The 26,311-nt window shown below is 71.7% G+C and carries 25 protein-coding genes; 6 read left to right on the top strand and 19 right to left on the bottom strand.

What is annotated here, in order from left to right:
• Nucleotides 1-160: 160 nt before the first annotated feature.
• Nucleotides 161-958, bottom strand: a complete 798-nt coding sequence (locus ACFWRT_RS10095) for a DeoR/GlpR family DNA-binding transcription regulator (protein WP_380951442.1) — start codon at nucleotides 956-958, stop codon at nucleotides 161-163.
• A gap of 231 nt (nucleotides 959-1,189) precedes the next feature.
• Between ACFWRT_RS10095 and ACFWRT_RS10100 the strand changes: the two genes are divergently transcribed.
• Nucleotides 1,190-1,846 carry a DedA family protein gene (locus ACFWRT_RS10100; RefSeq protein ID WP_380951441.1) on the top strand — a complete coding sequence of 219 codons (657 nt, stop codon included), beginning with the start codon at nucleotides 1,190-1,192 and terminating at the stop codon, nucleotides 1,844-1,846.
• A 200-nt stretch (nucleotides 1,847-2,046) separates the two neighbouring features.
• Here ACFWRT_RS10100 and ACFWRT_RS10105 read toward each other — a convergent pair whose 3' ends face one another.
• Entirely contained in the window at nucleotides 2,047-2,568 is a 522-nt protein-coding gene (locus ACFWRT_RS10105; protein ID WP_380951439.1) for a hypothetical protein, read from the bottom strand.
• A gap of 100 nt (nucleotides 2,569-2,668) precedes the next feature.
• On the opposite strand from ACFWRT_RS10105, the gene ACFWRT_RS10110 reads away from it, so the two are divergent.
• The gene (locus tag ACFWRT_RS10110) at nucleotides 2,669-3,181 is read left to right on the top strand and encodes an alpha/beta fold hydrolase (protein ID WP_380951438.1); all 513 of its coding nucleotides are present in this window, start codon (nucleotides 2,669-2,671) and stop codon (nucleotides 3,179-3,181) included.
• On the opposite strand, the gene ACFWRT_RS10115 is transcribed toward ACFWRT_RS10110, so the two are convergent.
• From ACFWRT_RS10115 to ACFWRT_RS10135, 5 genes are all read right to left on the bottom strand, one after another.
• Complete coding sequence (locus ACFWRT_RS10115; RefSeq protein WP_380951437.1) at nucleotides 3,178-4,248, bottom strand: FecCD family ABC transporter permease; 1,071 nt, start codon at nucleotides 4,246-4,248, stop codon at nucleotides 3,178-3,180. The two genes, ACFWRT_RS10110 and ACFWRT_RS10115, sit on opposite strands and share 4 nt — an antisense overlap.
• Entirely contained in the window at nucleotides 4,245-5,282 is a 1,038-nt protein-coding gene (locus tag ACFWRT_RS10120) for a FecCD family ABC transporter permease (RefSeq protein ID WP_381121254.1), read from the bottom strand. Before ACFWRT_RS10120 ends, ACFWRT_RS10115 begins: the two co-directional genes overlap by 4 nt.
• A gap of 50 nt (nucleotides 5,283-5,332) precedes the next feature.
• Entirely contained in the window at nucleotides 5,333-6,382 is a 1,050-nt protein-coding gene (locus ACFWRT_RS10125; protein WP_380955772.1) for an iron-siderophore ABC transporter substrate-binding protein, read from the bottom strand.
• Between the two features lie 356 nt (nucleotides 6,383-6,738).
• Nucleotides 6,739-9,510 (bottom strand): molybdopterin-dependent oxidoreductase, encoded by a 2,772-nt coding sequence (locus ACFWRT_RS10130; protein ID WP_380955771.1) that lies wholly within the window; start codon nucleotides 9,508-9,510, stop codon nucleotides 6,739-6,741.
• Complete coding sequence (locus ACFWRT_RS10135) at nucleotides 9,507-10,331, bottom strand: FAD binding domain-containing protein (RefSeq protein ID WP_380955769.1); 825 nt, start codon at nucleotides 10,329-10,331, stop codon at nucleotides 9,507-9,509. Before ACFWRT_RS10135 ends, ACFWRT_RS10130 begins: the two co-directional genes overlap by 4 nt.
• A gap of 202 nt (nucleotides 10,332-10,533) precedes the next feature.
• Here ACFWRT_RS10135 and ACFWRT_RS10140 point away from each other — a divergent pair, with 202 nt between their 5' ends.
• Entirely contained in the window at nucleotides 10,534-12,066 is a 1,533-nt protein-coding gene (locus tag ACFWRT_RS10140; RefSeq protein ID WP_380955767.1) for a helix-turn-helix domain-containing protein, read from the top strand.
• Between the two features lie 28 nt (nucleotides 12,067-12,094).
• Here ACFWRT_RS10140 and ACFWRT_RS10145 read toward each other — a convergent pair whose 3' ends face one another.
• From ACFWRT_RS10145 to ACFWRT_RS10185, 9 genes are all read right to left on the bottom strand, one after another.
• Nucleotides 12,095-12,799, bottom strand: coding sequence for a GntR family transcriptional regulator (locus tag ACFWRT_RS10145; RefSeq protein ID WP_380955766.1), 705 nt, complete (start codon nucleotides 12,797-12,799; stop codon nucleotides 12,095-12,097).
• 78 nt (nucleotides 12,800-12,877) lie between these two features.
• Nucleotides 12,878-13,879 carry a proline racemase family protein gene (locus tag ACFWRT_RS10150; RefSeq protein ID WP_380955764.1) on the bottom strand — a complete coding sequence of 334 codons (1,002 nt, stop codon included), beginning with the start codon at nucleotides 13,877-13,879 and terminating at the stop codon, nucleotides 12,878-12,880.
• Nucleotides 13,880-13,926: 47 nt separating this feature from the next.
• Nucleotides 13,927-14,823 (bottom strand): dihydrodipicolinate synthase family protein, encoded by an 897-nt coding sequence (locus tag ACFWRT_RS10155; protein WP_380955763.1) that lies wholly within the window; start codon nucleotides 14,821-14,823, stop codon nucleotides 13,927-13,929.
• A gap of 43 nt (nucleotides 14,824-14,866) precedes the next feature.
• Nucleotides 14,867-16,456: an FAD/NAD(P)-dependent oxidoreductase gene (locus tag ACFWRT_RS10160; protein ID WP_380955761.1), complete on the bottom strand. Its 1,590-nt coding sequence runs from the start codon at nucleotides 16,454-16,456 to the stop codon at nucleotides 14,867-14,869.
• Nucleotides 16,437-16,748 (bottom strand): (2Fe-2S)-binding protein, encoded by a 312-nt coding sequence (locus ACFWRT_RS10165; protein WP_380955759.1) that lies wholly within the window; start codon nucleotides 16,746-16,748, stop codon nucleotides 16,437-16,439. Before ACFWRT_RS10165 ends, ACFWRT_RS10160 begins: the two co-directional genes overlap by 20 nt.
• Before the next feature lie 65 nt (nucleotides 16,749-16,813).
• A complete protein-coding gene (locus ACFWRT_RS10170) occupies nucleotides 16,814-17,971 on the bottom strand; it encodes an NAD(P)/FAD-dependent oxidoreductase (protein ID WP_380955758.1) in 1,158 nt (385 codons plus the stop codon).
• 105 nt (nucleotides 17,972-18,076) lie between these two features.
• Nucleotides 18,077-20,374, bottom strand: a complete 2,298-nt coding sequence (locus ACFWRT_RS10175; protein ID WP_380955774.1) for a M9 family metallopeptidase — start codon at nucleotides 20,372-20,374, stop codon at nucleotides 18,077-18,079.
• 262 nt (nucleotides 20,375-20,636) lie between these two features.
• Nucleotides 20,637-20,846 carry a DUF397 domain-containing protein gene (locus ACFWRT_RS10180; protein ID WP_380955757.1) on the bottom strand — a complete coding sequence of 70 codons (210 nt, stop codon included), beginning with the start codon at nucleotides 20,844-20,846 and terminating at the stop codon, nucleotides 20,637-20,639.
• The gene (locus ACFWRT_RS10185; protein ID WP_380955756.1) at nucleotides 20,828-21,670 is read right to left on the bottom strand and encodes a helix-turn-helix domain-containing protein; all 843 of its coding nucleotides are present in this window, start codon (nucleotides 21,668-21,670) and stop codon (nucleotides 20,828-20,830) included. Before ACFWRT_RS10185 ends, ACFWRT_RS10180 begins: the two co-directional genes overlap by 19 nt.
• A gap of 175 nt (nucleotides 21,671-21,845) precedes the next feature.
• Here ACFWRT_RS10185 and ACFWRT_RS10190 point away from each other — a divergent pair, with 175 nt between their 5' ends.
• Both ACFWRT_RS10190 and ACFWRT_RS10195 read left to right on the top strand, forming a co-directional pair.
• A complete protein-coding gene (locus tag ACFWRT_RS10190; protein ID WP_380955755.1) occupies nucleotides 21,846-22,190 on the top strand; it encodes a hypothetical protein in 345 nt (114 codons plus the stop codon).
• Nucleotides 22,187-22,411, top strand: a complete 225-nt coding sequence (locus ACFWRT_RS10195) for a hypothetical protein (RefSeq protein WP_380955753.1) — start codon at nucleotides 22,187-22,189, stop codon at nucleotides 22,409-22,411. Before ACFWRT_RS10190 ends, ACFWRT_RS10195 begins: the two co-directional genes overlap by 4 nt.
• Nucleotides 22,412-22,413: 2 nt before the next feature.
• Here ACFWRT_RS10195 and ACFWRT_RS10200 read toward each other — a convergent pair whose 3' ends face one another.
• Nucleotides 22,414-23,457: a LuxR C-terminal-related transcriptional regulator gene (locus ACFWRT_RS10200; RefSeq protein ID WP_380955751.1), complete on the bottom strand. Its 1,044-nt coding sequence runs from the start codon at nucleotides 23,455-23,457 to the stop codon at nucleotides 22,414-22,416.
• 444 nt (nucleotides 23,458-23,901) lie between these two features.
• Nucleotides 23,902-25,245 carry an aminotransferase-like domain-containing protein gene (locus tag ACFWRT_RS10205; RefSeq protein WP_380955749.1) on the bottom strand — a complete coding sequence of 448 codons (1,344 nt, stop codon included), beginning with the start codon at nucleotides 25,243-25,245 and terminating at the stop codon, nucleotides 23,902-23,904.
• Nucleotides 25,246-25,523: 278 nt separating this feature from the next.
• On the opposite strand from ACFWRT_RS10205, the gene ACFWRT_RS10210 reads away from it, so the two are divergent.
• Complete coding sequence (locus tag ACFWRT_RS10210; protein WP_380955747.1) at nucleotides 25,524-26,171, top strand: LysE family translocator; 648 nt, start codon at nucleotides 25,524-25,526, stop codon at nucleotides 26,169-26,171.
• Here the strand turns inward: ACFWRT_RS10210 and ACFWRT_RS10215 are convergent.
• On the bottom strand, nucleotides 26,093-26,311 hold a 219-nt coding region (locus ACFWRT_RS10215; protein ID WP_380955746.1), incomplete at its 5' end, for a hypothetical protein. The two genes, ACFWRT_RS10210 and ACFWRT_RS10215, sit on opposite strands and share 79 nt — an antisense overlap.

Genomic DNA, 26,311 nt, shown 5'->3' on the forward strand with positions numbered 1-26,311 from the left:
TCAAGCCGGTCGAATTCGCGCCGGCTGCGCTCACTGTTCATCGGGCAATCCTCTCGTCCCTCACCCGTTCGGCGTACCAACGACACGGCGAAGGGCCTGATCGAGTCGCTCACACGGAACTCTCCCACCCCGCCTGAGCCGTCCCACCGCACCTGAGCCCTCACACCGTGATGACCTGGACGCCCGCATCGCCGAACCGGTCCTTCGCCTCCGCCGTGAGGTGCGCGTCGGTGACCAGCACATCGACCATCCCGAGGTCGCAGACCCGGGCGAAGGCCCGTTTGCCGATCTTCGAGGAGTCGGCGGCGACCACCACCCGCTGCGCCCGCTCGGCCAGGAGCCGGTTGACGCTGGCCTCGCCCTCGTGGTGGACGTAGGCGCCGCGTTCGATGTCGATGGCGTTTACGCCGAGGACGGCGACGTCGAGCGTGATCTCGTTCATCACGCCGACCGCCAGCGGGCCGGTCAGCTCGTACGACTGCGGCCGGGCCACACCGCCCGTGACGACCATCTTGATCTGCGGCCGGATCGCCAGCTCGCTCGCGATGTTCAGCGCGTTGGTCACGACGGTGAGCGTCGGCTGCCCGCCCGCCACCGTGGCCTCTCCGACGATGTCGGGGCGGACCGCGAGCGCGCGGGCCACCTCGGTCACCGTCGTACCGCCGGTCAGGCCGACCACCTCGCCGACGGCGACCAGATCGCAGACCGCGCGGCCGATGGCCTGCTTCTCGGGGGCGTGGCGGCCGGTCTTGTAGCGGAGCGCCAGCTCGTAGGAGACGCCGTGCGCGACCGCTCCGCCCCGGGTGCGGGTGAGCAGGTGCTGTTCGGCGAGCTGGTCCAGGTCGCGGCGGATGGTCGCGGCCGATACGGCGAGCGCGGCGGCCGCCTCCTCGACCTCCACCCTGCCGTGCTTGCCGACCAGTTCCAGCAGCGCGTCCCACCGGGCGTCCCTCGCCACGTACGTCTCCTTCACCGTCCGGTCCCGGGCTCCGCGCTTCCCGGGAACGCGGTCGCCGGCGGCCGGACCGCCGCAAGCGTCGCACAGGTGCCCGGCGCCCACCCAGTTCCGGGCCTGCGGCCTCGGGCCGCACCCGGCCGATGGTGCCGGACCGGGCGTGAGGGAGGATGGGCGGCAGGAGGCGGCCGACGCCCCTCCGCGCACCCGACACCCCCACGCCGGAGATCCTTCATGCACCTCGCACTGTCAGTCGCTGCCGAGGAGCCGACGGGCGGCATCGCGGGCTGGGCCACCGGGCTGGTCGAGACGCTCGGCGGGCCGGGCGCCGGCCTCGCCATCGCCCTGGAGAACCTGTTCCCGCCGCTGCCGAGCGAGGTCATCCTTCCGCTGACCGGGTTCGCCGCGTCGCAGGGCGTGCTGAGCCTGGCCTCCGCCCTGTTCTGGACGACGCTCGGCTCGGTCGTCGGCGCGCTGGCGCTGTACGGGCTCGGCGCCGTCTTCGGGCGGGAGCGGATGCACGCCCTCTGGGCCAAGCTGCCGCTGGTCAAGCCCGCGGACCTGGTGCGGACGGAGGAGTGGTTCGCGCGGCACGGCACCAAGGCGGTCCTGCTGGGCCGCATGGTGCCGGTCTTCCGGAGCCTGATCTCGGTGCCCGCGGGTGTGGAGCGGATGCCGCTGCCGGTGTTCATCGGGCTGACGACGGCGGGCAGCCTGGTGTGGAACACCGTGCTGGTGCTGGCGGGTTACTGGCTCGGCGACAGCTGGGACGTGGTCGGGACGTACGTCGGGCTCGTGTCCAAGGTCGTGCTCGGACTGGCCGCGTTGGCGCTGGCCTGGTGGGTCGTGAAGCGCGTCCGGAGCAGCAAGGAGTCCCGGCGCGGCGAGTGACGGGCGGCTGCGGCCCTTACGGCTCGTACGGTCCGTGAGGCCCGTACAGCCCGTGCGGCCCATACGGTCCGTGCGGCGCGTACAGCTCGTGCGGCTCGTGCGGCGCATAAGGAATCACCCTCCGGCACCGCTCGCCCGCCCCCGGGCGGTGTCCGGGGGCGGGAGTGCCGCTCGGCGGTGTCCGGGGCGCGGCCGACCGCTCAGGACTCCTCGAAGTAGGCGTCCAGGACGGCGTCCAGCTCGGCCGGCCACTCCTTGAGCTGCGCCCGGCTCTCCGCCTCGACCTCGGCGTTGAACCAGCGCCGGCTGGACAGGTGCACGGTCACGGTGAACCGGCGGCCGAAGCGGGCCGGGTTCATCTCCACCGCGCCGATCTCGGACCAGTCGAAGTCGGCCTCCTGGTCGTCCAGCGTGAACCGGACGCCTTCCCGGGCCACCCGGATCGAGCCGCGCCGGTCGCTGATCTCGAAGACCGGACCGTCCTCGGCCTCTTCCGCTTCGGCTTCCGCGTCGGACACTGCGTCGGCGTCGGCCTCGGTAACCTCCGCAACCGCTTCGTCGAGCTCCGGGGCGGTCTCCGGGTCCGTTTCCGGTGCGGCCTCCGATTCCGGTTCGGTCTTCCGGGTCGCGACAGGTGCCGCCAGGCCGGGGAGAGGGATGAACGCCGGGTCGGTGCCAGCGGCGAACTCGGGCTTCTTGTTCGAATCTATGCTCTGCTCCACGGCGGGCAGTATGGTCCACGAACCTGTACGTGACCAGTCGTCACCGTCTCCGGCGACCCGTTCCGGGCCCCCTCGCCTCCGCCGGTCCTCCACCTCGCGGGTGAACTCCCTCTCGCTGAAGGGGAGAAGCTCTACCCGAAGAAATCAAACTAAAGAGATAGCCTCACCTGATTTCGACGACACTCTCATCGGTGACATCCGCGTCGGCCGACCGGACGCGGACGAGCAGGACGTGCTGGAGGCCGCCCGGCTCGCCGGGGTGGACGAGATCGTGGCCCGGTTCGCCGGGGCGGCGGAGCGGATGGCGGAGGTGTTCGCCGGCTCCCCCGCGGTGCTCGCCTCGCTGCCGGGCCTGGCCGCCCACGGCTGGCGGGGGCCGGCCCGGGAGGTGCGGCTCCAGACCCGCCCGTGGGGGTTCGTCCCGGGCGAGGTGGCGCAGCCCGTACGGCTGTGGCACGCACCGGCGGACCAGGAGGTGCCGTTCCCGGCGGCGGAGGCGACCGCCGCGCTGTTCCCGGCGGCCCGGCTGACGGAGCAGGGCGCGCCGGACCACATCCCGAGCGAGGAGACGTTGGGGGAGCTGTTCGCGGAGTTGAGGGCCGCGAGCCTCTAGAGCACGCCCCGGCGCCACTCCCGTATCAGCAGATAGCCGAGGTACGCGCCGCCGATCGCCATGGTGTAGATCCCGACCGGCAGGTCCTCGAAGAGCGGCGACTGCTGGGCGCAGAGGTCGGCGGCGACCAGCAGCAGGCCGCCGGTGAGGCCCGAGAGGAGCAGGTGGGGGCCGGAGCCGCGGGTGAGGCGCTTGGCGATCTGCGGGGCCGTCAGGGCGATGAAGGCGATGGGGCCCGAGACGCTGACGGCGGCCGCCGAGAGGGCGATGGCGAGGACCACGGCGAGGGTCTTGGCCTTCCTCGGCTCGGAGCCGAGCCCTTCGGCGATGTCGTCGCCCATCTCGCCGATGTCGAGCCGCCGGGAGATCAGGGCGGTCAGCGGGGCGGCGGCGAGCAGGACCAGCCAGATGGTGGTGGCGTCGGTCCAGGAACGGGCGGTGAGGCTGCCGTTGACGTAGGCGGTGAGAACGGAGGCCTTGTCCCGCTCCAGGGCGTAGACGACGTACTGGGTGACGGCGGCGCCCATCGCGGCGACCCCGATACCGGCGATGACGAGCCGGGCGGGGTTGCGGAATCCGGTGCCGGTGGAGACGTACACGAGGGCCATCGCGAGGACCGCGCCGAGGAGCGCGCCGACGGCGACGGGGACGGTGTCGGGGAACATCAGCGCGCAGATCGCGGCGCCCGCGCCCGCTCCGGCGGAGAGGCCGATGACGTCGGGGCTGCCGAGCGGGTTCCGGGTGACGGACTGGAAGAGCGCGCCGGAGAGGCCGAGCGCGGCGCCGACCCCGATGGCGACGGTGAGGCGGGGGCCGCGCAGCCGGTTGAAGACGAAGCGGTCCTTGCCCTCGGCGTCCCCGAGGAGGGCCGCTGGCAGATCGGCGAGGTCGAGGCCGAGGCGCCCCCAGGTGAGGGTTGCCACGGCGGCCGCGAGGAGGAGGACGAGGAGCCCGGCGCCCGCGAGGAGGGAGGCGCGGCGCATCGGCAGCGCCACGGTGCGGCCGACGACCAGGTAGCCGCGGGGGGCCTTGACGGGCTTGCGGAGGGGTTCGGTGGTGACGGTCATGTGGTGCCCCGCATCCTGCGTACGGCGATGAGCAGCGCGGGTGCGCCGATGAAGGCGGTGACGACGCCGACCATGAGTTCGGTGGGCCGCATGACGACCCGGCCCACCACGTCAGCGAGGAGCAGCAGGCTCGGGCCCAGCAGCGCGGAGAAGAGGAGCTGGACCCGGAAGTCGACGCCGACCAGGGCCCGTACGACGTGGGGCACGGCGAGGCCGACGAAGGCGATCGGGCCGACGGCGGCGGTCGCGGCGGCGCTCAGCAGGGTGGCGGCGAGCAGCCCGCCGCCCCGGGTGCGCGCCGGGTGCGAGCCGAGGGCGACGGCGGTCGCGTCGCCGAGGGCCAGGGCGTTGAGGCCGGGGCCGAGGGCGAGGGCGAGCAGGAAGCCGACGACGGCGAAGGGCAGGACGGACCAGAACACGTCGAAGTCCCGGCCGCCGAGCGCTCCGACGACCCAGTAGCGGTAGCTGTCGAACACCTGCGGCTTGCTGAGCGTCACCGCCTGGATGAACGCCATGAGTACGGCGGTGAGCACCGCTCCGGCGAGCACCAGGCGCACCACGCTCGTGCCCGTACCGGCGGAGCCGATGACATGGACGAGCACCCCGGCGACCAGCGCACCGGGCAGCGCCCACCACATGGTGTCGGTGGCGCCCGACGCGCCGAACCAGGCGGTCGCGGCGACGATGCTCGCGGAGGCGCCCGCGTTGATGCCGAGGAGGCCCGGTTCGGCCAGCGGGTTGCGCGAGACGCCCTGCATGAGGGTGCCCGCGACCGCGAGGCAGAGCCCGGCGAGGACGCCGAGGGCGGTACGGGGGTAGCGGCTCTCGATGATCGCGGTGACGTTGTCGTCGGCGGTTCCGCCGACGACGCCGAGGACATCGCCGAACGAGGTGGAGCGGCTGCCGAACATGACGCTCGCGCAGAGCGCGACCGCCAGTGCGGCGACCGCCGCGAGCAGGAGGAACGCCGTCCGAGCGGCGCCGGCACGCGAGGTGCCGGCGCCGCTCGACGGTGCGACCGTGGTGGTTGCCATGGGAGTGCAGTGTGCCTGGTGGCCTGGGTGGTCCGGATACCCGGCCGGGGTTACTTGCCGGCCTTCTTGACGGCCTCGTCGATGATCGGCAGGTAGCGCTCGATCGTCCACGGCACGGTCAGCGGGTTGATGATCGAGGAGGCGGTGACGAAGGAGTTGTCGTTGCTCGCGACGACGGCGCCCTTCTTGATCGCGGGGATCGCGCCGTACAGCTTCTGGCCCTCGATCTCCTTGCGGTTCTTCGCGTCCGTGTAGAACGTGAAGACCAGGTCGCTGTCCTTCAGCTTCTCGGCGTTCTCCAGGCCGATGAGGGCCGAGTCGGTGCCGGGGGTCTCCTTGAAGCCGTTGACCACGGGGTCGACCTTCAGGCCGAGCGAGGAGACCATCTTGACGCGCTGCTCCTCGGGCTTGAAGACGCCGAGGGTGCCGGGGCCGGAGTTGTAGATGTAGGAGAAGGTGACGTCCTTGTAGTTCGGACGGGTGGCCGCGGCGTCGGCGAGCTGCTTCTCGATCTTCGTCTTGAGGCCGTCGGTGTCCTCGGTGCGGCCGAGCGCCTTGCCGATGATGTCGATCTGCTGGTCCCAGTCGGTGCTCCACGCCTGGTCCGGGTAGGCGACCGTGGGGGCGATGTCCTTGAGGACGTCGTACTGCTTCTGCGTGATGCCCGACCAGGGGGCGAGGATGACGTCCGGCTTCAGCTCGGTGATGGCCTCGAAGTCGATCTCCTCGCCGCCCGTGAACTGCTTGGGAAGCTTGTCGCCGGACTTCTTCACGGCCTCGTTGATCCACGGGAGGTAGCCGGACTTGTCGCTGCCCCACGGGTAGCTCTCGATGCCGACCGGGGTCTGGCCGAGGGCTATCGCGGTCTCGGCGGAGCCCTGGCCGAGGGTGACGATGCGCTCGGGCTTCTCGTCGATCTTCGCGGTACCGAGCGAGCTCTTGATCGAGACGGGGAAGGCGCCGCCGCTCCTGCCCGTGTCCTTCGCCGCGTCCTTGCCGCTGTCACCGTCCGAGGAGCAGCCGGCCAGGACGACGGCGAGGGCGACGGCGGTGGCCGAAGCGGCAAGGGTGTGACGACGCACGCGGGTGAAGCCGAGCATGGGTGTTCCTCATGGTTGGACGAGCGGGTGAGAGTTAGGCAAGCCTAAGCTAAACGTAACAGGGGTCTTCGCCAGGCCCCTTACCCACCCTCCCCGCCCACCTCACCTCGCCCAGCCGGGAGCCGGACGTCGGCGGACGGGGGCCGGGGGCCGGGGCGGGTCCAATCCCCTTGCCGTACGGCTCCGAATCACTGGTAGGAGCCCGTCCGGACTCCCGCCGGCAAGGCAGGTGGTACCCATGACCCGACCGCGATCACTGCTCACCCCCGACCTTCCGCCCCGCTGCGCGACGCCGGACCTCCCGGGGGCGCGTGTCCCGGCCGACCAGTCGGCGACCCGCCCTCCGGACGTGATCGTCAGCCCCGGCCGGCCGCGTCGAGCGCCAGCCACACCCGGTCGCGCGTCAGCGGCAGCTCGGTGAACCTGATCCCCGTCGCGTCGCGCAGCGCGTTGGCGAAGGCCGGGGCGACCGGGTTGAACGGGCTCTCGCTCATCGACTTCGCGCCCAGCGGGCCGATCGCGTCCGAGGTCTCCATGAAGTGCACCTCGGTGCGCGGCACATCGGCGTACTGCGGCACCCGGTAGCGACGGAACGCGGCCGTGGTCACCTCGCCGCGCTCGTCGAGCCGTACGTTCTCGAAGAGGGTCGCGCCGAGCGCCTGCGCCACGCCGCCCTCCACCTGGCCCCGGCACTGCATCGGGTTCATCACCTTGCCCGCGTCGGCGGCGTGCACGCTGCGCAGGATGCGGATCTCGCCCGTGCCCGGGTCCACGGCCAGCCGGAACCACTGGGCGTTGAACGCCACCGAACGCGGCGAACCGCCCCAGTGTCCGTCCGCCGACAGCTCGCGCCCGGATGCGCGGGCGGCCTGGAACAGCTCCTTGAGGCTGATCACGCGCCCGGCGCACTCCACCGCGTCCGCCGTGAGCCGGCACTCCCCCGGCCCCGAAGCTCCCAGATACCGGGCCGCGAATTCCAGCAGCTGTACGGCGAGGGCGTCGGCGGCCTTCATCACCGCCTTGCCCGCCACCACCGTCCCCGCCGAGCCGAAGGCGCCCGTGTCGTGCCGGACCACGTCCGTGTCCGACTGGCGGATCGCGATCCGGTCGACGGTCGTGGAGAGAGCGCCCGCGGTGATCTGTTTGTGGACGGTGGTCGTACCGTTGCCGAACTCGGCGGTGCCGACGGCGATGTCGTACGTTCCGTCGTGGAGCAGCTTCACCGTGGCGTCGGCGAAGTGGCCGCCGGGCGGTCCGGTGGCGATCATCGACATCCCGGTGCCCTGGCCGACGAGCCACCCCTCGGGGACGTCGTCGCCGGGCCCGGAACCGGCCGGGGAACCGGGCCCCTCCCCGTACTCCTCGATCGCGTTCCGTACGACCTGGAGGCACTGGTCGAGGCCGTAGCTGGCGATCTCCAGATCCTCCTCCTCGCCACCGGGGCTGACCATGTGCTCGCCGGGGCCGATGATGTTCAACTCCCGGAAGGCCAGGGGGTCGACGCCGGTACGCCGGGCCAGTTCGTCCATCACGGACTCGACCGCGAAGACGACCTGGCCGAGGCCGTAGCCGCGAAAGGCGCCCGCCGGAACGGAGTTGGTGTAGACGGAGTAGGCGTTCACCTTCTTGTGCGGGGCGCGGTAGACGGCCATCGACTCGCCGACGCTGTGGAACATCACGGCCGGGCCGTGGTTGCCGTACGCACCGGTGTTGGACACCACCCGGACCTGGAGCGCGGTGAGCGTGCCGTCCGACCGGGCGCCCGCGCGGACGCCGATGGTGAAGGGGTGGCGGGTGGTCGCCCCGTAGAACTGCTCGGCGCGGGTGTACTCCAGTTTGACCGGGCGGCGCAGGCGCATCACGGCGAGCGCCACGACGTCCTCGACGATCATCTCCTGCTTTCCGCCGAAGCCGCCGCCGACCCGGCCCGCCAGCACCCGTACCCGCTTCAACTCCAGGTCGAACAAGGCGCACAGGGCACGGCGGGTGAGGAAGGGGGTCTGGGTGCTGGAGCGTACGGTGAGCCGTTCCTCGCCGTCCTCCCCTCTCTCGTACCAGGCGACCGCGCCGTGTGTCTCCAGGCTGGCGTGCTGGACGCGCTGGGTGCGGAAGGTCTCCTCGTACACGACGTCGGCCGCCGCGAACCCCTCCTCCACCGAGCCGATCTCGCCGTGGACCTCACCGACGACATTGTTCTGCGGGCGGGCGATGCGCGACTCGGGTCCCTTGTCGTGGACGACCGGGGCGCCGGGGGCCATCGCCTCCTCCGGGTCGGTGACGTAGGGGAGTTGCTCGTACGTCACCTCGATGCGGCGGCATCCTTCCTCGGCCGCCGCCTCGCTGTCGGCGACCACGGCGGCGACGCGCTGGCCGATGTAGCGGACGGTGTCGTCGAGCAGCCGGGTGTCGTCGGGGTCCTCGGTGGGGTGCTCGTGGCGGGCGGTGGAGTAGAGGCGTTCCGGGGCGTCGTGGTGGGTGAGGACCAGGTGGACGCCGGGGACGCGCAGGGCGGCGGCCGTGTCGATGGCGAGGATGCGGGCGTGCGGGTGCGGGGAGCGCAGGAGCTTCATGTGGAGGAGGCCGGGGACGTCGAGGTCGAAGGTGTACCGCGCGGTGCCCGTCACCACCTGGGGCCCGGCCGGGGCGCCCAGGTTGCGGCCCACGGCCCGCCCGGCGTCCGGCTCCTCGGTGTGCCGTACGCCGCGCACCGCGTCCTCGATGGCCCGGTAGCCGGTGCAGCGGCAGATGTTGCCCTTGAACGCCCGGGGCAGGTCGGCCAGTTGTTCGTCGTCGAGAGCGGCGGTCGTCATCAGGTACCCGGCGGTGCAGAACCCGCACTGGAAGCCCTGCGCGTCCAGGAACTGCTGCTGTACGGGGTGGAGTTCACCGTCCTCGTCCGCCAGCCCCTCCACCGTGGTGACGGCCCGCCCTTCGGCCCGGACCGCCGGATAGAGGCAGCTGTGCACCGGCTCCCCGTCGACGTGGACCGTGCACGCGCCGCAGTCCCCGGCGTCGCAGCCCTTCTTCACGCCGAACCAGGCGCGCTCGCGGAGGTAGGTGCGCAGGCACTGGCCGGCGCGGGGCTCCTCCTCGTAGGGGCGGCCGTTGATGTGGATGCCGTAGCTCATGCCACTCCCTCGGACGTCAGTTGGCGGCGGATCTCCTCCGCGAAGCGCAGCGTCATGTGCCGCCGCCACGCGGGCAGTCCGTGGATGTCGTCGAACCAGTCGTCGGCGCCGATCGTGGCGTCGATGGTGGCGTGCAGGGTGTGCCGGTCCGGCGGCAGCGGGAACCAGTAGCGGAACGGCCGGACCGTCGCCGCGCTCACCGTCACGGCCAGCGACCCGTCGACCGGGTCCAGGACCCCGATGACCAGGGCCCCCGAGCGCCCGAGCCCGTACAGGGACGCCTGGCGGAACGCCGTACGGGAGGCCAGGGCGCGGGCGGGCAGGGTGACCGAGCGCAGGAGTTCGCCCTCGGCCAGGTCCCTGCGGCCGGCGCCGGTGACGAAGTCCGCGACCTTCACGCGGCGCAGCGAGCCGTCCTGGGCGCGGAGCAGGCAGGTGCCGTCCAGCGCGGCGGTGAGCGAGATCATCGGCCCGGCGGGCAGGGCGTTGCAGAGGTTGCCGCCGACGGTCGCCATGTTCCAGATCTTGAACGAGGCGAGGAAGGCCCGGCAGCACTGCTCGACGAGGGGAGCCGCCGGCGCGTGCCAGGTCTTCCCGAACCGGGAGAGTTGCGCGATCGTGCAGGTCGCCGCGAGCTCCAGCGAGCCGTCCGGCAGCTCACGCACCGGCTCCCAGCCCATCCGGCTCAGGTCCACCAGCCGGCGCAGACGCGGCTGCGGCTCGGAGAAGAGGTAGGTGCCCCCGCCGAGCCAGGCGTCGCCCGGCCGCCAGGGAGCGGGGCTGCGGCCGTCCCGCACATCGAGCACCGTGTTGAGGTCCATACCGGCCAGTGAAGCCGCAGGACAGGGGCCCGCACGACTGGTTCACCGTACGGAAATACACCAGGCCCCAGACGTAACACTGGAGGATCAACCAAGAGGTGTTTGCGTCGTCTGGGCTTGCATTTACGATGCAACGACTCGCCTTCGCCTCGTGAATGTGAGATGCCGGGTGCGGTGCCCGGCAGGCCCTAGGAGACCGCCCATGCACGTCGAAGACCTCCTCCGGCTGGAGTCCCTGGACCTCACCCTGCTCTGGGGCGGGCCGCCGCTCCTCGCGCGGGAGATCAGCGGGGTGACCGCGACCGATCTGGAGGACCCGGGGCGGTTCCTCCAGCGGGGCGAGATCGTGCTCAGCGGTCTGGTGTGGTGGAGCGCGGCGGACGAGGAGGGGACGGCGGACCGGTTCGTCGCGGCGCTGCGGGATGCCGGTGCGGCCGCGCTGCTGGCGGGCGAGGAGACGCACGGGACGGTGCCGGAGGTGCTGGTGGACGCCTGCCGCCGACACGGGATCGCACTGTTCTCCGTGCCGGTGCACACTTCTTTCCGGGCGATCACCGACACCGTGTACCTGCGGCAGTGGGGTGACCTCAGCCGCCGGCCGGCCGCCGCCCCCTACGCGCTGCCGGAGAACGTGCGGGGCGAGCTCAGCCGCCTCCTCGCGGACGGCGCGGACCCGGACACGCTGCTCACCCGGGCGGTCGACCGGCTGGGGACCCCGCCCTGTTACGTGCTCAGTGCCACCGGCCGCACGATCGCCCGTACGCCGGGCGCCCGGGTCCTCACGGCTCCCCGGGCGGCCGGGCGGCTGAAGGCCGCTCTGCGCGTGGATCCGGACGCGTCCCCGTACGGGCAGTGGTTCCTGCACCTGCCGGGGGAGGTGGACGTGCCGCCGCGGATGCTGCACGAGATAGCCGAGGTGTTCGCCCAGTACCGGCCGGGGATGCTGCGCCGCGAGGCCGCGGCGCGCGGTCCTGCCGAGGAGCTGCTGGCCCTGCTGGACACACCGGGTGCCGGAAGCGGTGTGGGGTCCGGGTCCCGTTCCGCGCCGCTTGGGGCGGTCCTGCGCGCCTGCGGTCTGCCGGATCACGGGCCGTACACGGTGATGGAGGTCTCCCTGGGGGCAGCGGGGGACGGTGCGGCGGAGGCGCTGGAGGAGGCGGTGCGCCATCTCGCGGGCCACCGGTCCGTGACGGGGAGACTGGCCGGGGGTCGGGCCGTGGCGGTGATCGCGACGGATTCCGGTTCACCGGAGGACGTGGTACCCGCCCTCAAGGAGCTGTGGCCCGCGCTGCGCACCTGCGACGAGACCGTGCTTCCGTACGGCGGAGTCAGCACCCCGGCCGCGACGCCGACCGAGCTGAACGGGGCGCTGGTGCAGGCCCGTTACGCACTGACGGCGGCGGAGCGGGCGGGCAGCGCGAACCTCACCGCGATCGACGACCTCACCACCCTGGACGCCCTGCTCGCGGGCGTCCCCACCGACGTACGGACGGCGTTCGGCATCCATGCCCTGGGCCCGCTCGCCGACGCCACGAACCCCTCCCACCGGATGCTCCTGGAGACCCTCGACACCTTCCTGGCGCACAACGGGTCCTGGGCACGGACGGCCGAGGCCCTGCATCTGCACGTCAACACCGTGCACTACCGCATCCAGCGGGTGGAACTGCTCACCGGCCGCGACCTGGCCCGGCTCGACCACAAACTGGACCTGAAGGCGGCCCTGCTCTGCCGCTGACCTCGGCGGGGTGGGGCAGCGCGGGGGATCAGGCGCGGTTCAGGGTGAGCGCGCTGCGCTGCTCCGGCTGCGGGCGGCTGGCCCAGAGGGTCCGTACGTGCTCCAGGTGGTGGCGCATCAGGGCCTGTGCCGCCTCGGCGTCCTGGGCGATCATCAGGTCGAGCAGCGTCACGTGCTCCTCGGCGGAGTCGACGAGGACCCCGGCCTCGTCGAGCTCGGTGAGACCGTACAGCCGGGACCGCTTGCGGAGGTCGCCGACGACCGAGACGAGGTGGCGGTTGCCGCCGAGGGCGAGCAGGTCGAGGTGGAAGCGGCGGTCGGCGTCGAGGTAGCCGATGAGGTCGTGCCCCCGGGCCGCCGCCACGATGGCCTCGGCTCCGGGCCGCAGGGCTTCGAGCTGCTCCCGGGTCGCCGTCCGGACGACCTTGCCGACGGTGGGCACCTCGATGAGCGTACGGATCTCCGTGTACTCGTCCAGGTCCCGCTCGGTCATCTCCGTCACCCGGAAGCCCTTGTTCCGTACGACCTCGACAAGCCCCTCGTGGGCGAGGTCCAGCATCGCCTCGCGCACCGGGGTGGGCGAGACGCCGAACTCGGCGGCGAGGGCGGGGGCCGAGTAGACGCCGCCGGGCTTGATCTCCCCGGCGATGAGCGCGGCGCGCAGGGCGTGGGCCACCTGGTCGCGCAGGTTCTCCGTGGGGGACACGAGTTTGCGCGACTGCAGGGTGGCCACGGCGTCCTCCGGGACTTCGGGGTTCTTCGGGTTTCTTTCGGTGCAATGTCACGTTACCCGACGGGAGTTCGGGACTCTTTACAACAGGAAGCCGTCCGGGAACGGGTCGCTCGGGTCGTGGTGGAACTGCGCGGTCCCGGTGATCCAGGCCCGCCCCGTGATCGTCGGGACGACCGCCGGCTCCCCCGCCACCCGGCACTCCTCCACGAGCCGGCCGGTGAACGACGTACCGAGGAAGGACTCGTTCACGAAGTCGCTGTGCAGGGGCAGTTCGCCCCGGGTGTGGAGCTGGGCCATGCGCGCGGAGGTGCCGGTGCCGCAGGGGGATCGGTCGAACCAGCCCGGGTGGATGGCCATGGCATGACGGGAGTGCGCGGCGGTCGAACCCGGGGCCAGGAGCTGGACGTGGTGGCAGCCGGTGATCGACGCGTCCTCGGGGTGGACGGGCGGTTCCGTGGCGTTGACAGCCGCCATCATGTCCAGCCCGGCCCGCAGGATGTCGTCCTTGCGCGCCCGGTCGAAGGGCAGGCCCAGGCGGTCGAGGGGAAGGATCGCGTAGAAGTTGCCGCCGTAGGCGAGGTCGTAGGTGACCGTGCCGTACCCGGGGACCTCGACCTGGCGGTCCAGAGCGGCGGTGAAGGACGGAACGTTACGCAGGGTCACGGCGGTGGCCGCGCCGCCCTCCACCCGGACCTCGGCGACGACCAGCCCGGCGGGGGTGTCCAACCGGACCGTGGTGACGGGTTCGGCGACGGTCACCATGCCGGTCTCCACGAGGACGGTGGCGACGCCGATGGTGCCGTGACCGCACATCGGCAGCAGCCCCGACACCTCGATGAACAGCACCCCCCAGTCGGCGTCGGGCCTGGTGGGCGGCTGGAGGATCGCCCCGCTCATCGCGGCGTGGCCACGCGGCTCGTACATCAGCCAGGTGCGGAGGTCGTCGAGGTGCTCCTGGAAGTAGATACGCCTCTCGCCCATGGTGGCCCCGGGTACGGTTCCGATGCCGCCGGTGACGACGCGGGTCGGCATGCCCTCGGTGTGGGACTCCACGGTGTGGATGGTGCGACGGCTGCGCACAGCTCTGCTCCTTCGGGGGAACTGGTGGGCGGGTGGTCTGCGCTGTCTCAGTCCAGGCCCTCGGCGAGCAGCTTCTCGGTCAACGCCCGCACCGTCGACTCGTCTTGAGGAGCGAGCGGGGTACGTGGCGGCCGACACGGCCCGCCGCTCCCCTCGGCCACCACGTCCTGGGACGCCTTGATCGCCTGGACGAACTCGGTCCGGGAGTCCCAGCGGAGCAGCGGGTGCAGCTTCCGGTACAGGGGTACGGCGGTGTCCAGGTCACCGGCGACCGCCGCGCGGTAGAGGGCGGTGCAGGAGCCGGGGAGCGCGTTGGGGAATCCGGCGATCCAGCCGACGGCCCCCGCCACGGCGAGCTCCAGCAGGACGTCGTCGGCACCGATCAACAGGTCGAGCCCCGGAGCCCGTTCGGCGATCTCCCAGGCCCGGCGCACATCGCCGGTGAACTCCTTCACGGCGACGATGTCCCCGGCCTCGTGGAGCTGTGCCAGCACGGCGGGGGTGAGGTCGACCCGGGTGTCGTACGGGTTGTTGTACGCCACCACGGGCAGCCCGGCACGGGCGACCTCGGCGTAGTGGGCGCGTACGGCGGCCTCGTCGGCCCGGTAGACGTTGGGCGGCAGCAGCAGTACGGAACCGGCCCCCGCCTGCGCCGCCTCATCGGCCCAACGCCGGGCCTCCGCACTGCCGTAGGCGGAGACGCCCGGCATCACCCGGGCCCCGTCGCCCGCCGCGTCGACGGCGGTCTCGACGACCCGGCGGCGCTCCTCGCCGGTGAGGGTCTGGTACTCGCCGAGGGACCCGTTGGGTACGACGCCGTCGCAGCCGGCGTCGATGAGCGAGCGGACGTGGTCGGCGAAGGCGTCGTGGTCGACGGAGAGGTCCGCGCGGAAGGGGAGGGTGGTGGCGACCATGACGCCGTGCCAGGGGTGGGTGTGGGGCATGGGCAACTCCTTTGATAGCAACCTGTGTTCGCGGTGGTGGGCGTCAGAGGGCTGAGGCCCCCGGGGTGGCCGTGGGACCGGCGTCGGCGGCCGGGCCGGAGTCCGCGAGGTCCCGGAGGGTGACGGGGCAGGAGAGCGGCCGGCGGGCCGGGACGAGCGGGGCGGAGCCGTCGCCGCCGGCCGCGAGGCAGGTGACGGCGGTCTCGCACATCCGGCCCTGGCACCAGCCCATCCCGGCCCGGGTCAGGAGTTTGGCGCTCCGCGCGTCCCGGGCGCCCAACTCGTGTGAGTGGCGCAGGTCGTGGGCGGTGACCTCCTCGCAGCGGCATACCTCGGTGTCCTCGGTGACCCACTGCGGCCAGTGGGCGCCCGGGCGGTGGACCGTCGCCATCAGGTCGGCGAAGCGGCGTCGGCGGGTGACGGCCCCGCGCGCTCGGGTGTCGCGCTCGCTTCCGTGGAAGGAGGCCACCGCACTCCGGGCGGCGGACCGGCCTTCCAGCAGGGCGAGTTCGACGCCCCCGACACCGGTCGGTTCACCGGCCGCCCACAACCCTCTGATGTCGGTGCGCTGTTGGCCGTCGACCTCGACGGCGGGTGTCCCGTCCGGTGCGGTGCGCAGGGCGCAGCCGAGGGCGACGGCGAGTTCGAGCTGCGGGACGAGGCCGTGGCCGACGGCGAGCGCGTCGCAGGCGATACGCACCTCGGTCCCGGGCACCGGCCGCCAGTCCTGGTCGAGGGTGGCGAGGGTGACCGCCTCGACCCGCTCCCTGCCGTGCGCCCGGACGACCGCACTGCGGGTGCGCAGCCTGATCCGGTACCGCAGGAGATCCGCCGCGAGCCGGGCCCCCTCCACCGCCTTCGCCGGGTTGCGGGCGAGCACGCCGTGGCGGGAGGCGTAGCCGGTGTACGAGGCGGCCTCGGCCAGGGCGGGGATGTCGGCGCCCGCCTCCGCGAGGGAGACGGCGACGGCGGGCAGGAGCGGTCCGCTGCCGGCCACGACGATGCGCCGGCCGGGCAGGACCCCGGAGTCCTTGAGGATCGCCTGCGCCCCGCCGGCGGCGACCACACCGGGCAGGGTCCAGCCGGGGAAGGGGAGTTGGCGCTCGTAGGCGCCGGTCGCCAGGAGGAGGAAGCGGGCTGTCGTGACCCGTATGCCGTCTGCGGGCGCGGGAGCGGGGGCGGTCGGGGCGCCGTCGACCGGGACGTGGCGGAGCGTCCAGCGCTCGGGGCCCGCCTCCGGGCTGTCGTCCCCTTCGGCTGCCGTCCAGACGTGGCGTCGCGGGAGGTGGGTGATCCTGCCGCCTCGCACGTGTGCCGCCAGGCGGGCGGACCATGCGGCGAACGTGGCCCGCCTGTGGCGGACGGGGTCGGCTCGCGAGGCGAGGCCGGGGGCGGCATGGCGGAAGAACTGACCGCCCGGGCGTTCCGATGCGTCGATCAGCACGACGCGCAGGCCGCCGTCGGCCGCGGTGACGGCGGCGGCCAGGCCTGCGGGCCCGGCGCCGATGACCGCCAGGTCGTAGGAGCCGGGTGTGCCGTAGGGGCCGGGCGCCGGGAGGGGGCCTCGCGCGGCGGGGCCTCCCGAGGCCGGAACTCTGCCCCTCCCCGTGCCGTCAGATGGCGAACTCGTCACGCCCGTGCCCTTCCTGCGAGGCGACCACATCACCCTCCGACACCCTTACCAGGCAGGCACGTTGGCCGGGTGCGCCGTTGACGGTGACCAGGCAGTCGAAGCAGACGCCCATACCGCAGAAGGCCCCGCGCGGCCGTCCGCCGCCGCGCGTGGTGCGCCAGGCGACGATGCCGTGGCCCCAGAGGGCGCCCGCGATGCTCTGTCCCTGCCGGGCGGCGAGGGCACGGCCGTCGAAGGCGAAGTGGACGAGCGGCGCGGCTTCGGCGGGCGGCGGTTCGGCTCGGTGGCGCATGGACGGCCTTCCCCTCTCTCGTACGCGAACTGGTGCAGGAGGCCCCGTGCGGGGACGGGCCTGCGTCAACTGCCCGGCAGCGCACCGGCGGCTTCCGTCAGCCGCCCTGGGTCGAACGGACCGACGTCGATCTCCGTTTCCCCGCCGGTCAGTTGCTGGGCGATGGCCAGACCCGTCGCCGGGGCGAGGCCGATCCCGGCGCCCTCATGGCCGCAGGCGTGGTGGAGGCCGGGCACGTACGGGTCGGGGCCGATGGCCGGCAGGTGGTCGGGCAGGTACGGGCGGAAGCCGCAGTAGACCCGGAGGATGCGCACCTGCGCGAGCACCGGGAAGAGCCCGGTCGCCCCTGCGGCCAGCCTGCGCACGGCCTCGGCGGAGATGCGGCGGTCGAACCCCACCCGTTCCCGGCTCGCGCCGATGAGGACGGGCCCGGCGGGTGTGCCCTCCACGACGGGCGAGGTCTGCAACTCCGCTTCCCCACTTGCCACATCGGCGGCGTACCCCGCCGCGTACACCTTGTGGCGGATCATTGCGGGAAGGGGTTCGGTGACGAGGACGAAGCCCCGTCGCGGCTGGACGGGGAGGTGGGAGCCCGCCAGCGCCGCGATCCGGTCGGCCCAGGTGCCCGCCGCGTTCACGACCGCTCCGGTCAGCAGTCGGCGGCGTGCGGTTCGCACCCCGCTCACCCGGCCTTCCGGGGTGGTCGTGACGGCCGTGACCTCCTCCCCCAGGAAGAGCCGCGCCCCCGCCCGCCCGGCTGCCTCCAGGAGGCGGGCGGCGGCCCGGGCGGGCTGCACCTGGGCGTCCTGCGGGTAGTGGAACCCTCCGGCGAGGCCGGGTGCGAGGTGGGGCTCCCGGTCGTGGAGACCGCCGGGGCCCACCTCTTCCACGGCGACCCCGGAACGAGCCTGCGACGCCGCGAACTCCCCTAACCGTGCGAGCTGTTCACCGTCCTCGGCGACGACGAGACCACCCTTGGCCTCGAACTCGATATCCGGGGGGAGGACTTGTGCGAGCTCGCTCCAGAGCCCGAGCGATGTCCGGGCCAACTCCAGCTCGGGACCGGGCTCCTTGTCCGAGACGAGGAGGTTGCCCTCACCCGAACCGCTCGTGCCGCCCGCGACCGGCCCCCGGTCGACGACGGCCACCGACAGACCGGCCTCAGCGGCGTAGTAGGCGCACGCGGCACCCACGACTCCGGCGCCGATCACGACGAGATCCACGGACTCTCCCTTGAGCACGGCAGTAACATGTCACATGACGCAGTGTCTGCCAAGACCCGCTCCCACCGGGGCGGGAGCGGGCCGTCGGCACCGAGCAGGGCTGGGTCAGAACTCCGCGGAGACCACGAGCCCCGACACCGCCTGTTCAGCGGCGACGGAGACGTAGTTCCACCCCGGAGTGGGGTTGTTCACGGTCACCGTCTCGGAGTTGCCGGGCTGGGCGGACCGGTGGGTGAAGTCGGTCTTCGACGGCCAGGAACCGGCCCGGTGGTACAGGTCGGCATTGCCCGTCCCGCCGTGGGTGCTGATGCGCAACTTCGTTGTCCCGGACGGCACATAGAGGGTGAGGTAGGCGTAGTCGCCGGCCCGGGCCGAGACTCCGTAGCGGGCGCAGTTGCGGTCGAGCCGGGTCCGCTCGGGGAGGGTGCACTCGGGCAGGTCGGGCGGATCGGTCGGGTCGGGCGGATCGGTCGGGTCCGTGGCCTCACCGCAGTCACCGGCGGCGCAGGCGGTGAGCCAGGCGTTCCAGCCGGCGTCGTAGCGGGTGCCGATGGTGGTCTTGAGGTGGGTGCGGGCCGCGTTCCAGTTCCCGGCGCGGTAGTGGCGCAGCACGGTGTCCAGATCCGCGCGGTGGGACTGGATCAGGTAGCGGACCGCGAGGTAGCCCCAGCGGTAGATCCGGGTGCTGTCGCTGTTGTCGTAGGTGGTGTCGAACAGGGCGCTCAGGGGGTAAGTGCGCTTGCCTGCCTCGGCGATGGCGGCGTCGTAGGTGAGTCGGCGATAGGAGTAGGAGACGTACTCCGCGAACCCTTCGACCCACCAGACGGTCGGGGTGGTCATGCCGTCGGCGAAGTCTCCGGCCATGGTGAAGCGGCCGTCGAGGTAGTGGGTGTACTCGTGGTTGAGGTTCCAGATCTGGAAGTCCGGCCTCAGCCACTCGGCCTCGTAGGCGATGAAGCGCGGCTGGTTGCCGACGGCGGACGGGTCGCCCTCCAGGTACATGCCGCCGTTGTTCGTGTCGATGCCGAACATGGCGCCCGCGTACGTCCCGTAGTCGTCACTGGAGTTGTAGACGACGACTTCGAGCCGGGCGTTGAGGTCACCGGCCACCGGCCCGTCGTCACGGGCGATGCCGTGGAAGTAGGCGTCCTGGCCGGCCAAGCTGGCGCAGGTGGAGGCGAGTTGGGCGGCGGACATCTCCTGGGCCCGGATGCGCAGGCTGCCGCTGCAGTCGTGCCGGACCGGCAGAGCGGCCCTGTCGAGGCGGCCGGGCAGGTCGCAGGTCGCGAAGTAGGCGCAGTTGGCCGCGTCGTAGTAGTTGGCCGCCTCGGCCAGGCCCACCCACAGGGGCGCGGTCACCCCGGTGATGGAGGTCCGGTCGAGAAGCCCCTTCACCTGCGGGCGCACCCCGGCGCGGAGCGCCTCGTACGACAGGAACCGGGCGAGTTCGCGGCCCGCGTTGGTGACGAGGAACGCGTGGTCGGTGCCGAGCAGGGCGAGGTTACGGGAGGCGAAGGAGTGGACCGTGTCGGCGGTGGACCGGTTCGCTGTGACGGCCGCGACGAACGCCGGGAGTTGGTGGCCCCGGAAGAGCACGGTGAAGGTGTTGTTGACAGCGGCCCGCATGTTCCACAGCGCGTTGTACGAGGTGTCGTAGCCGGCGAGCAGGCGGTTGACGACGGGGAGGTAGCGGGCGTTCTCCTGGGAGCTGTCGATGAGGACGACCGCTTCGGAGAGCGCCTCGCCGTTGGCGTCGGTGACGTCACGCGAGCGCGGGGAGGCGAAGAAGGCGTCGAGCCCGGACCGTATCGCGGTGGTGAGCGCCGGTCCGTACGGGCCGACGGCCGGCTCGTTGTACCACTGCACGTAGTACCCGGCCCGCAGGTAGAGCACCAACTGCGGTACGCCGGTGGTGCCGTTGCCCGGATAGGTGGCCGAGGCGTCGCGCAGCGCGGACGCCACCGTCACCATCTGCGCCTCCCGGAAGGCGAGGCGCGCGTTCTCGCCGGTGAGACCGAACAGCGTGTTGACGCACGCCGCGTCGGAGGCCTTGATCTGCTGGACCAGGGCGCTGCCGGTACGCGAGGTGAAGTCCGCCGGATCACAGGCGGCGGCAGGGGCGGAGCCGGGGCCCTCGGCACGCTCGTCGTAGTCCTGCTTGCGTGCGGCGTCGGACGCCGGGGCCGGACCCCGCTCGTCGACGGGCAGGGCCGAGGCACGTACGTGGTCGGGTTCGGGCGCACCGTCGGCGGCCGCCGGGGCCGTGGCATCCGCCGGGACCTGCGGGGACTGTGAGGATTGCGGGGACTGCGGAGCGGATGCGAACGACGGGGCGGCGAACGAGGTCGTACCCAGGCACATGCAGAGCGCCAACGCGGCTAAGGTCGCGGCGCGTCTGCGCATCGATGCTGGTCTCACCAGCGGCCTCCTCTTCAGGCTCACCCAGGACGGGTGTGGGGGGTGAGGGTGGGTGGGGATGGGGATGGCGGAGCGGGACCCTGCACATCCGCACGTTTGGCATGGACACGCAAGGTACTGTGCGACAGTACAATTTCACACAGCACTACATTTGAGAAGGCGCCCGGCGCGACTTTCAGCTCGGCGGGAGTACGACGATGGCCCCCGCTGAACGTGTCAGCGGGGGCCATCTCGTACCGGCGTCGGATCAGGCGCTCAGGTCGTCGCCCTTCACAGCGGCGACGAACGACGACCAGCCGGCGGCCGCGAACGTGAGAACCGGGCCGCGGGGGTTCTTGCTGTCTCGGACCGGGACGACGGGGGCGAAGTCGTCGGCGATCTCAAGGCACGCACCGCCGTCCTGGTTGCTATAGCTGCTCTTGCGCCAAGCCGCGGCGGTCAGGTCGATGGATCCCACGACAGCTCCTCCAACACGCGTAGAACGAAGATTCGCGACTCAGCCGGGGAAAGCGCCAGGTCACGTGTCGCATCGTACACACGCTGCACACGCTCAACTGCGGCGTTCTCCTCGATGAGGTCGCCTCCGTATCCGTTTTCCGTGTAGGCCACCGTACGAGCATCCGGCAGCCGAAGGAACCAGACATCCGTGCTCGACAAGCCGTGCAACCCGGCTTTCTGCGGCAGGACTTGAAGCGTCAGGTTCGGACGCTCGGACATCTCCACCAGGTGCTCCAGTTGCTTCCGCCACTCCCCTGCATCCCGCAGAGCCGTCCGCAAGGTCGCCTCCGACAGAATCGTCCGGAACGGCGGAGCCCCCTCCCCCGTCAGCAGGCTTCGCCGCCCCATCCGCGCCTCGACCTGCTGGTCCAGCGCTTCCCCCTTGAGCCCACCGGCCGCCAGCAGCTCCCGCGCGTACGCCGGTGTCTGCAACAACCCCGGCAGCACGCTCACCGCGAAGTGCCACAGGCTCACCGCGTCGGCCTCCAGCGCCATGTACCGCCGGTACCGCTCCTTGAACTGCGTCTTGTCGCTGACGGCCAGCTCCCAGAGGGCCAGCAGCAGCCCCGGCGTCCCGTAATGGACGTCCAGCGCCTGGACCACCTCCGGGCCGCCGACCGTCTCGCCCTTCTCCATCTTGCCGAACAGCGACCAATCCCAGCCCAGCCGTTCGCCAAGCTCCCGCAGACTGTGACCGCGTGCCGTGCGCAGGAGCCGTAGCTCCTCCGCGAAGCGTGCGCGTGGTTCCCTGCTGCGGCCCGTGACCGCTCGCCTCGTCGGCATCGCGTCCTCCGTGGAACGTGTGGAACGTGGATCTCCGGGCCGGGAAGCTGCACCGGAATGGGGCGGGACCGCACTCCCGGCCAGGCCATTCTCGTAATGAGTCCCTCACGCACGGTAGTTCAGTCCGGGTGGCCGGGGCGCCGGTTCCGTGCAACATCAGCCGAAGGAGGACGCCATGTCGTCCAAGCCGCCTCTCCCCCGACGTACGCCGCCGAGCGTCGCGTTCAACTCCGTTGCCGCCAAGGTGAAGGAAGCGATGGATGCGCGGGACGCGCTGGCCACCGCCCTCACCGGGGCCGGTATCCAGCTTCCGGCCATGGATGTCCGTACGCCGTGGGCCGATACCGTGCGCGAGGACGGGGAGGACGGCGAGAGCGGCCCGGACGCCGGGCCGGATGGCAAGGGCGCCACCTCGGAGCGCGCGGGTGAGATCCGTTACGCCCTCGTCCACCTCGGGGTCTGCTCCGCCCCCGTGGCCCACGCGTTGGCGGCCGCCATCACGAACGGGCCGGCCAGGTGACGGAGGGCGGTGGCCCCGGTGTCGGGGCGGCCGTCCATGACGCCGGGTGCGACCGGGTGGGGGTGGTGCTCGGCCACCGGGGCGCCCTCGTCCGGCTCGGCCCGCTCGGGGGCGGGCGCCCCTGGGAGGCGGACCCCGCGAACGTACGGCCGCTCAGCCGTGCCGAACAGCTGAGCGCCCAGCTCGCCGAGGTGAACGCCCGCAGCCGACAGCCGCGTTGACATCAGCCGCAGGACTCCCGCGTGGCCTGTCGGCGTTGACGGGCCGGGGAGCCGGGCGCTTCCCCGGGGAGGGCGCTGCCCTGTTCGAGCAGCCGTCGCTGCGAGAGGAGGTAGCCCAGCTCCGCCCTGCTGCGGCTGCCCAGCGCTTCGGAGACCTTGCGGATGTGGGTGGACACGGTGCGGGCGCTCATGCCCAGCCGCGACGCGATGGATTCGTCGGTGTGGCCGGTGACGACCATGCGGAGCACGGTCCTGCGGACGGAGCTGGTGAGCAGGTCGGGGCGGTGGCGTTCGACGGTGATGGTGACCGGCTCGGCGCGCTCCCACGCGTGGTCGAACATCTTGGCCAGGAACTCGACCACCCCGGGGTGGCGAAGCGCCAGCGCGGTGCTCTTGCGCTCCGCGGTACCCGGGATGAAGGCGACGGAGCGGTCGCAGATGATGACCCGCTCGAAAACCTCATCCACGGTACGGACCCGGGCGCCCTCGGCGAGGACCTGTTCGATGTAGGCGAGGGTGGGCGCGTGCGACCGGACGCTGTGCTGGTAGAGGGTGCGCTGCCGGACACCCTTCCGCAGCAGCGCGAGATCGCGGGGCAAGGCCTCGGCGAGGAGCGCGGGCGGGCGGCCGCCGCCGGGCTGCGCGGTCAGCAGCTCCTCCTTGCAGGACCCGACGGCCTTCCGCAGGGCCTCACCGATCACCTCTTCGCCGTTCAGGGACTCGAGGGGCGGCTCGGCCCGGCGCTGGGCCTTTCGGTAGACGGCCTCCGCGGCGAGAAAAGATGAATGCAAAACTTCCAGGGATTTCCGGCGCTCCTCTATGTCGCGCTCGACATGGCGCGCAAGCAGCGATTCGGCGATTCCCGGGGGGACGGGCACGTACACGTCCCGCCGGCCGGGCAGCGGCCTGAGCAGACCGGAGCGTACGAGGGACCCGGGCACATCACCGGATATCGTCCCCGCCTCCAGCGCCTCGCGGTAGCGCCGTAGCACCTCCTCGCTCAGGCGCACCTCGCTAAGTGATGCTTTGTCAGGTTCTGACGCCATCTGCTCATCCTTCGTGTTGCCGCAATTCGTGGTCGGGACGACAGGCAGGCTCGCACCGTCGCCTGAATATGCATAAGGATGGCCGTGACGCAAAAAATGCGCCCGAAAGAAAGCAAGAAAGATACCGCCTCCCGGGCTATCCACAGCAACTCGCCCGGGAAATTTTCACAAACGGGAAACACCCTCCGTGAAACATGGAAACAATCACATCGATAAGGTGATGGTATGTATCGGACCGTCAGCGCTGCGCATACTTGCTTTTCAGAGCGCACGCGCCACGCAAAACGGGCACGAAAAGACTCGGCCTGGGGCTGATGCACGAACGGCACAAACAGCGTCATTCGCTATTCGGCCGATTTCGCCTTGAAATTGACGGGGATCGTCTCATATTTTGAGACGATCGGCCTTCGCCCTGCCCCTCCCGCTCCGCCCCTCCCCGCCCCCTCAGTCCTGGGCGAGATCGTCCGGGGCCGACCTGGCCAGGTCGGCCAGGGTCGCGAGGGCCCGGGAGAGGGTCTCCTCGTCGGGCGAGGCGAGACCGAGCCGGATCGCGTGCGAGCCACGGTGCCGGCCGACGGAGAACGCGGCTGCCGGGGTGACCGCGATGCCGTGCCGCGCCGCGGCGGCCACGAAGGTGTCGGCGCGCCACGGACGCGGCAGCTCCCACCAGCGGTAGTACGACCCCGGCGCGCTACGGGTCACGAAGTCCCCGAGATGGCGCTGCGCGATCTCCTGCCGCTCCACGGCCTGCCGCTGCTTGGCCCGTACGAGCGTTTCCACGACGCCGTCCGCCTGCCACTGGGCCATCGCCTCCAGCGGGAAACCCATGGGCGTCCAGCCCCCCGAGCGCAGAGCGGCCGCGACCCCGCCCGACACGGCGGCGGGGGCCACCGCGAAGCCGAGGGAGAGCCCCGGGGACAGCCGCTTGGACAGGCTGTCGACGAGGACCGTCCGCTCGGGCGCACGTGACGCGAGGGGCGGCAGGTCGTCCCGGAGGAAGGCCCAGACGGCGTCCTCGATCGCATGGATCCCGCAGGTCAGCAGCACATCGGCCAGGCGGTCCAGCCGGTCTGCGGGCATGGTCAGCGACAGCGGATTGTGCAGGACGGGCTGGACGTAGACGGCGTGCAGCGGCCCGGCCCGGTGCGCCTCCTCCACCGCCTCGGGGATGAGCCCGGCCTCGTCCATGGCGAGCGGCACGAGGGTGACACCGAGCCGGGTGGCGATCGCCTTGAGCACCGGGTACGTCAGCTCCTCGACGCCCAGCCGTGCGCCCGGCCGGGTCACCGCCGCGACGACCGCCGAGATCGCCTGCCGGCCGCTCCCGGCGAACAGGATCCGCGCCGGATCGGGGCGCCAGCCGCCCCGTGCGAGGAGGTCCGCCGCCCCATCGCGGGCGGCGCGGGTACCGGCCGCGCCGACCGGGCGCAGCACCGGCTCCAGCCGGCCCGGGCTCAGCAGCTTCCCCAGACCGGCGGCGAGCAGCTCGGCCTGCTCGGGCACCACGGGGTAGTTCAGCTCCAAGTCGACCCGGCTGTCGGCGGGTTCGGACAGCGCGGGGACAGGGGCCGCCGCGCCTGAAGCGTCGCGCACGAAAGTTCCGCGCCCCACATGGCCCTCGGTGAAACCCCGGCGCGCGAGCTCCTGATAGACGCGGGTGGCCGTGGAATTGGCGATGCCGTACTGCCGGGCGAATTCCCTTTGGGTGGGCAGCCGTTCACCCGCCCTGAGCCGGCCCGCCCTGATCTCCGCGGCCACCGCGTCGGCGACGCTCCGGTAGTCCTTCACGGGCCTCACCTTCCGCACTCATCAGTCATCGCTCGTCAGCCATCGCTCATCACTCGTCGTTCATCGCTCGTCGACACGCCCAGTGGCATCGAAGCACATTATTGCACCGAGTTCAATATTCCGTATTGAACCGAGGAAAGAATTGACCTTACACTCGAATTGCTCCGAGACAGGACTCCTTCAGGAGCCCGTAAATACACGGAGCGGCAAAGGAACCGATCGGTCGACCGGCCGACCGGCCGAGGAACAGACCACGAACAGAAGGCGGCGCGCAGCAAATGGTTGAGCTGACCGGAGTACTGGGGGTCGCGATGGTCGCCCTGGGGATGGTGCTCACCCCCGGCCCGAACATGATCTATCTCGTCTCCCGGAGCATCACCCAGGGCCGGCGCGCCGGCGTGGTCTCCCTCGGCGGTGTCGCGGTGGGGTTCCTGGTCTACCTGCTGGCCACGAACCTCGGCCTGTCGGTGGTGTTCATAGCGGTACCCGAGCTGTACATCGCGGTGAAGCTGGCCGGGGCGGCGTACCTTGCCTACCTCGCCTGGACCGCCCTGAGGCCCGGGGGCGTCTCCGTCTTCGCCCCCCAGGAGATGCCGCACGACTCGCCGCGCAAGCTGTTCACGATGGGGCTGATGACGAACCTGCTCAACCCGAAGATCGCCATCATGTACCTCTCCCTCATCCCTCAGTTCATCAACCTGGACTCGGGACATGTGCTGTTCCAGGGGTTCGTGCTCGGCTCCGTCCAGATCGTGGTGGCCCTCACCATCAACCTGAGCATCGTCCTGGCCGCCGGATCCATCGCCGTGTTCCTCGCCCGCCGCCCGTCCTGGCTCAAGGTGCAGCGCTACATGATGGGAACGGCCCTCGCCCTGCTGGCCGTCTCGGTCGCGCTGGACACCTCGATGCCCGCCGGTTCGAGCTGATCCCGAAGAACCATCGCGGTGAGCTGTTCGGCGTGTTCCTGGAGGGAGCGGACGCCGACGTCGCCGCCGTTGAGGGCGTCGATGCCCTGGACGGCCGCGGCGAGTGCCTGGACGGTGGTCAGGCACGGGACGGAGCGGGC

Origin of the sequence: Streptomyces cyaneofuscatus (assembly GCF_042718795.1) — a bacterium.
Classification (GTDB): Bacteria; Actinomycetota; Actinomycetes; order Streptomycetales; family Streptomycetaceae; genus Streptomyces; species Streptomyces cyaneofuscatus_A.

Bases quoted from the DNA above. Each gene is read 5' to 3' on its own strand.
- ACFWRT_RS10130 (WP_380955771.1), bottom strand. From the start codon at position 9,510: ATGAGCTACGGCATCCACATCAACGGCCGCCCCTACGAGGAGGAGCCC.
- ACFWRT_RS10135 (WP_380955769.1), bottom strand. From the start codon at position 10,331: ATGGACCTCAACACGGTGCTCGATGTGCGGGACGGCCGCAGCCCCGCT.
- ACFWRT_RS10155 (WP_380955763.1), bottom strand. From the start codon at position 14,823: ATGCCCCACACCCACCCCTGGCACGGCGTCATGGTCGCCACCACCCTC.
- ACFWRT_RS10115 (WP_380951437.1), bottom strand. From the start codon at position 4,248: ATGACCGTCACCACCGAACCCCTCCGCAAGCCCGTCAAGGCCCCCCGC.
- ACFWRT_RS10190 (WP_380955755.1), top strand. From the start codon at position 21,846: ATGTCGTCCAAGCCGCCTCTCCCCCGACGTACGCCGCCGAGCGTCGCG.
- ACFWRT_RS10140 (WP_380955767.1), top strand. From the start codon at position 10,534: ATGCACGTCGAAGACCTCCTCCGGCTGGAGTCCCTGGACCTCACCCTG.
- ACFWRT_RS10100 (WP_380951441.1), top strand. From the start codon at position 1,190: ATGCACCTCGCACTGTCAGTCGCTGCCGAGGAGCCGACGGGCGGCATC.
- ACFWRT_RS10120 (WP_381121254.1), bottom strand. From the start codon at position 5,282: ATGGCAACCACCACGGTCGCACCGTCGAGCGGCGCCGGCACCTCGCGT.
- ACFWRT_RS10200 (WP_380955751.1), bottom strand. From the start codon at position 23,457: ATGGCGTCAGAACCTGACAAAGCATCACTTAGCGAGGTGCGCCTGAGC.
- ACFWRT_RS10165 (WP_380955759.1), bottom strand. From the start codon at position 16,748: ATGCGCCACCGAGCCGAACCGCCGCCCGCCGAAGCCGCGCCGCTCGTC.
- ACFWRT_RS10125 (WP_380955772.1), bottom strand. From the start codon at position 6,382: ATGCTCGGCTTCACCCGCGTGCGTCGTCACACCCTTGCCGCTTCGGCC.
- ACFWRT_RS10210 (WP_380955747.1), top strand. From the start codon at position 25,524: ATGGTTGAGCTGACCGGAGTACTGGGGGTCGCGATGGTCGCCCTGGGG.
- ACFWRT_RS10185 (WP_380955756.1), bottom strand. From the start codon at position 21,670: ATGCCGACGAGGCGAGCGGTCACGGGCCGCAGCAGGGAACCACGCGCA.
- ACFWRT_RS10175 (WP_380955774.1), bottom strand. From the start codon at position 20,374: ATGCGCAGACGCGCCGCGACCTTAGCCGCGTTGGCGCTCTGCATGTGC.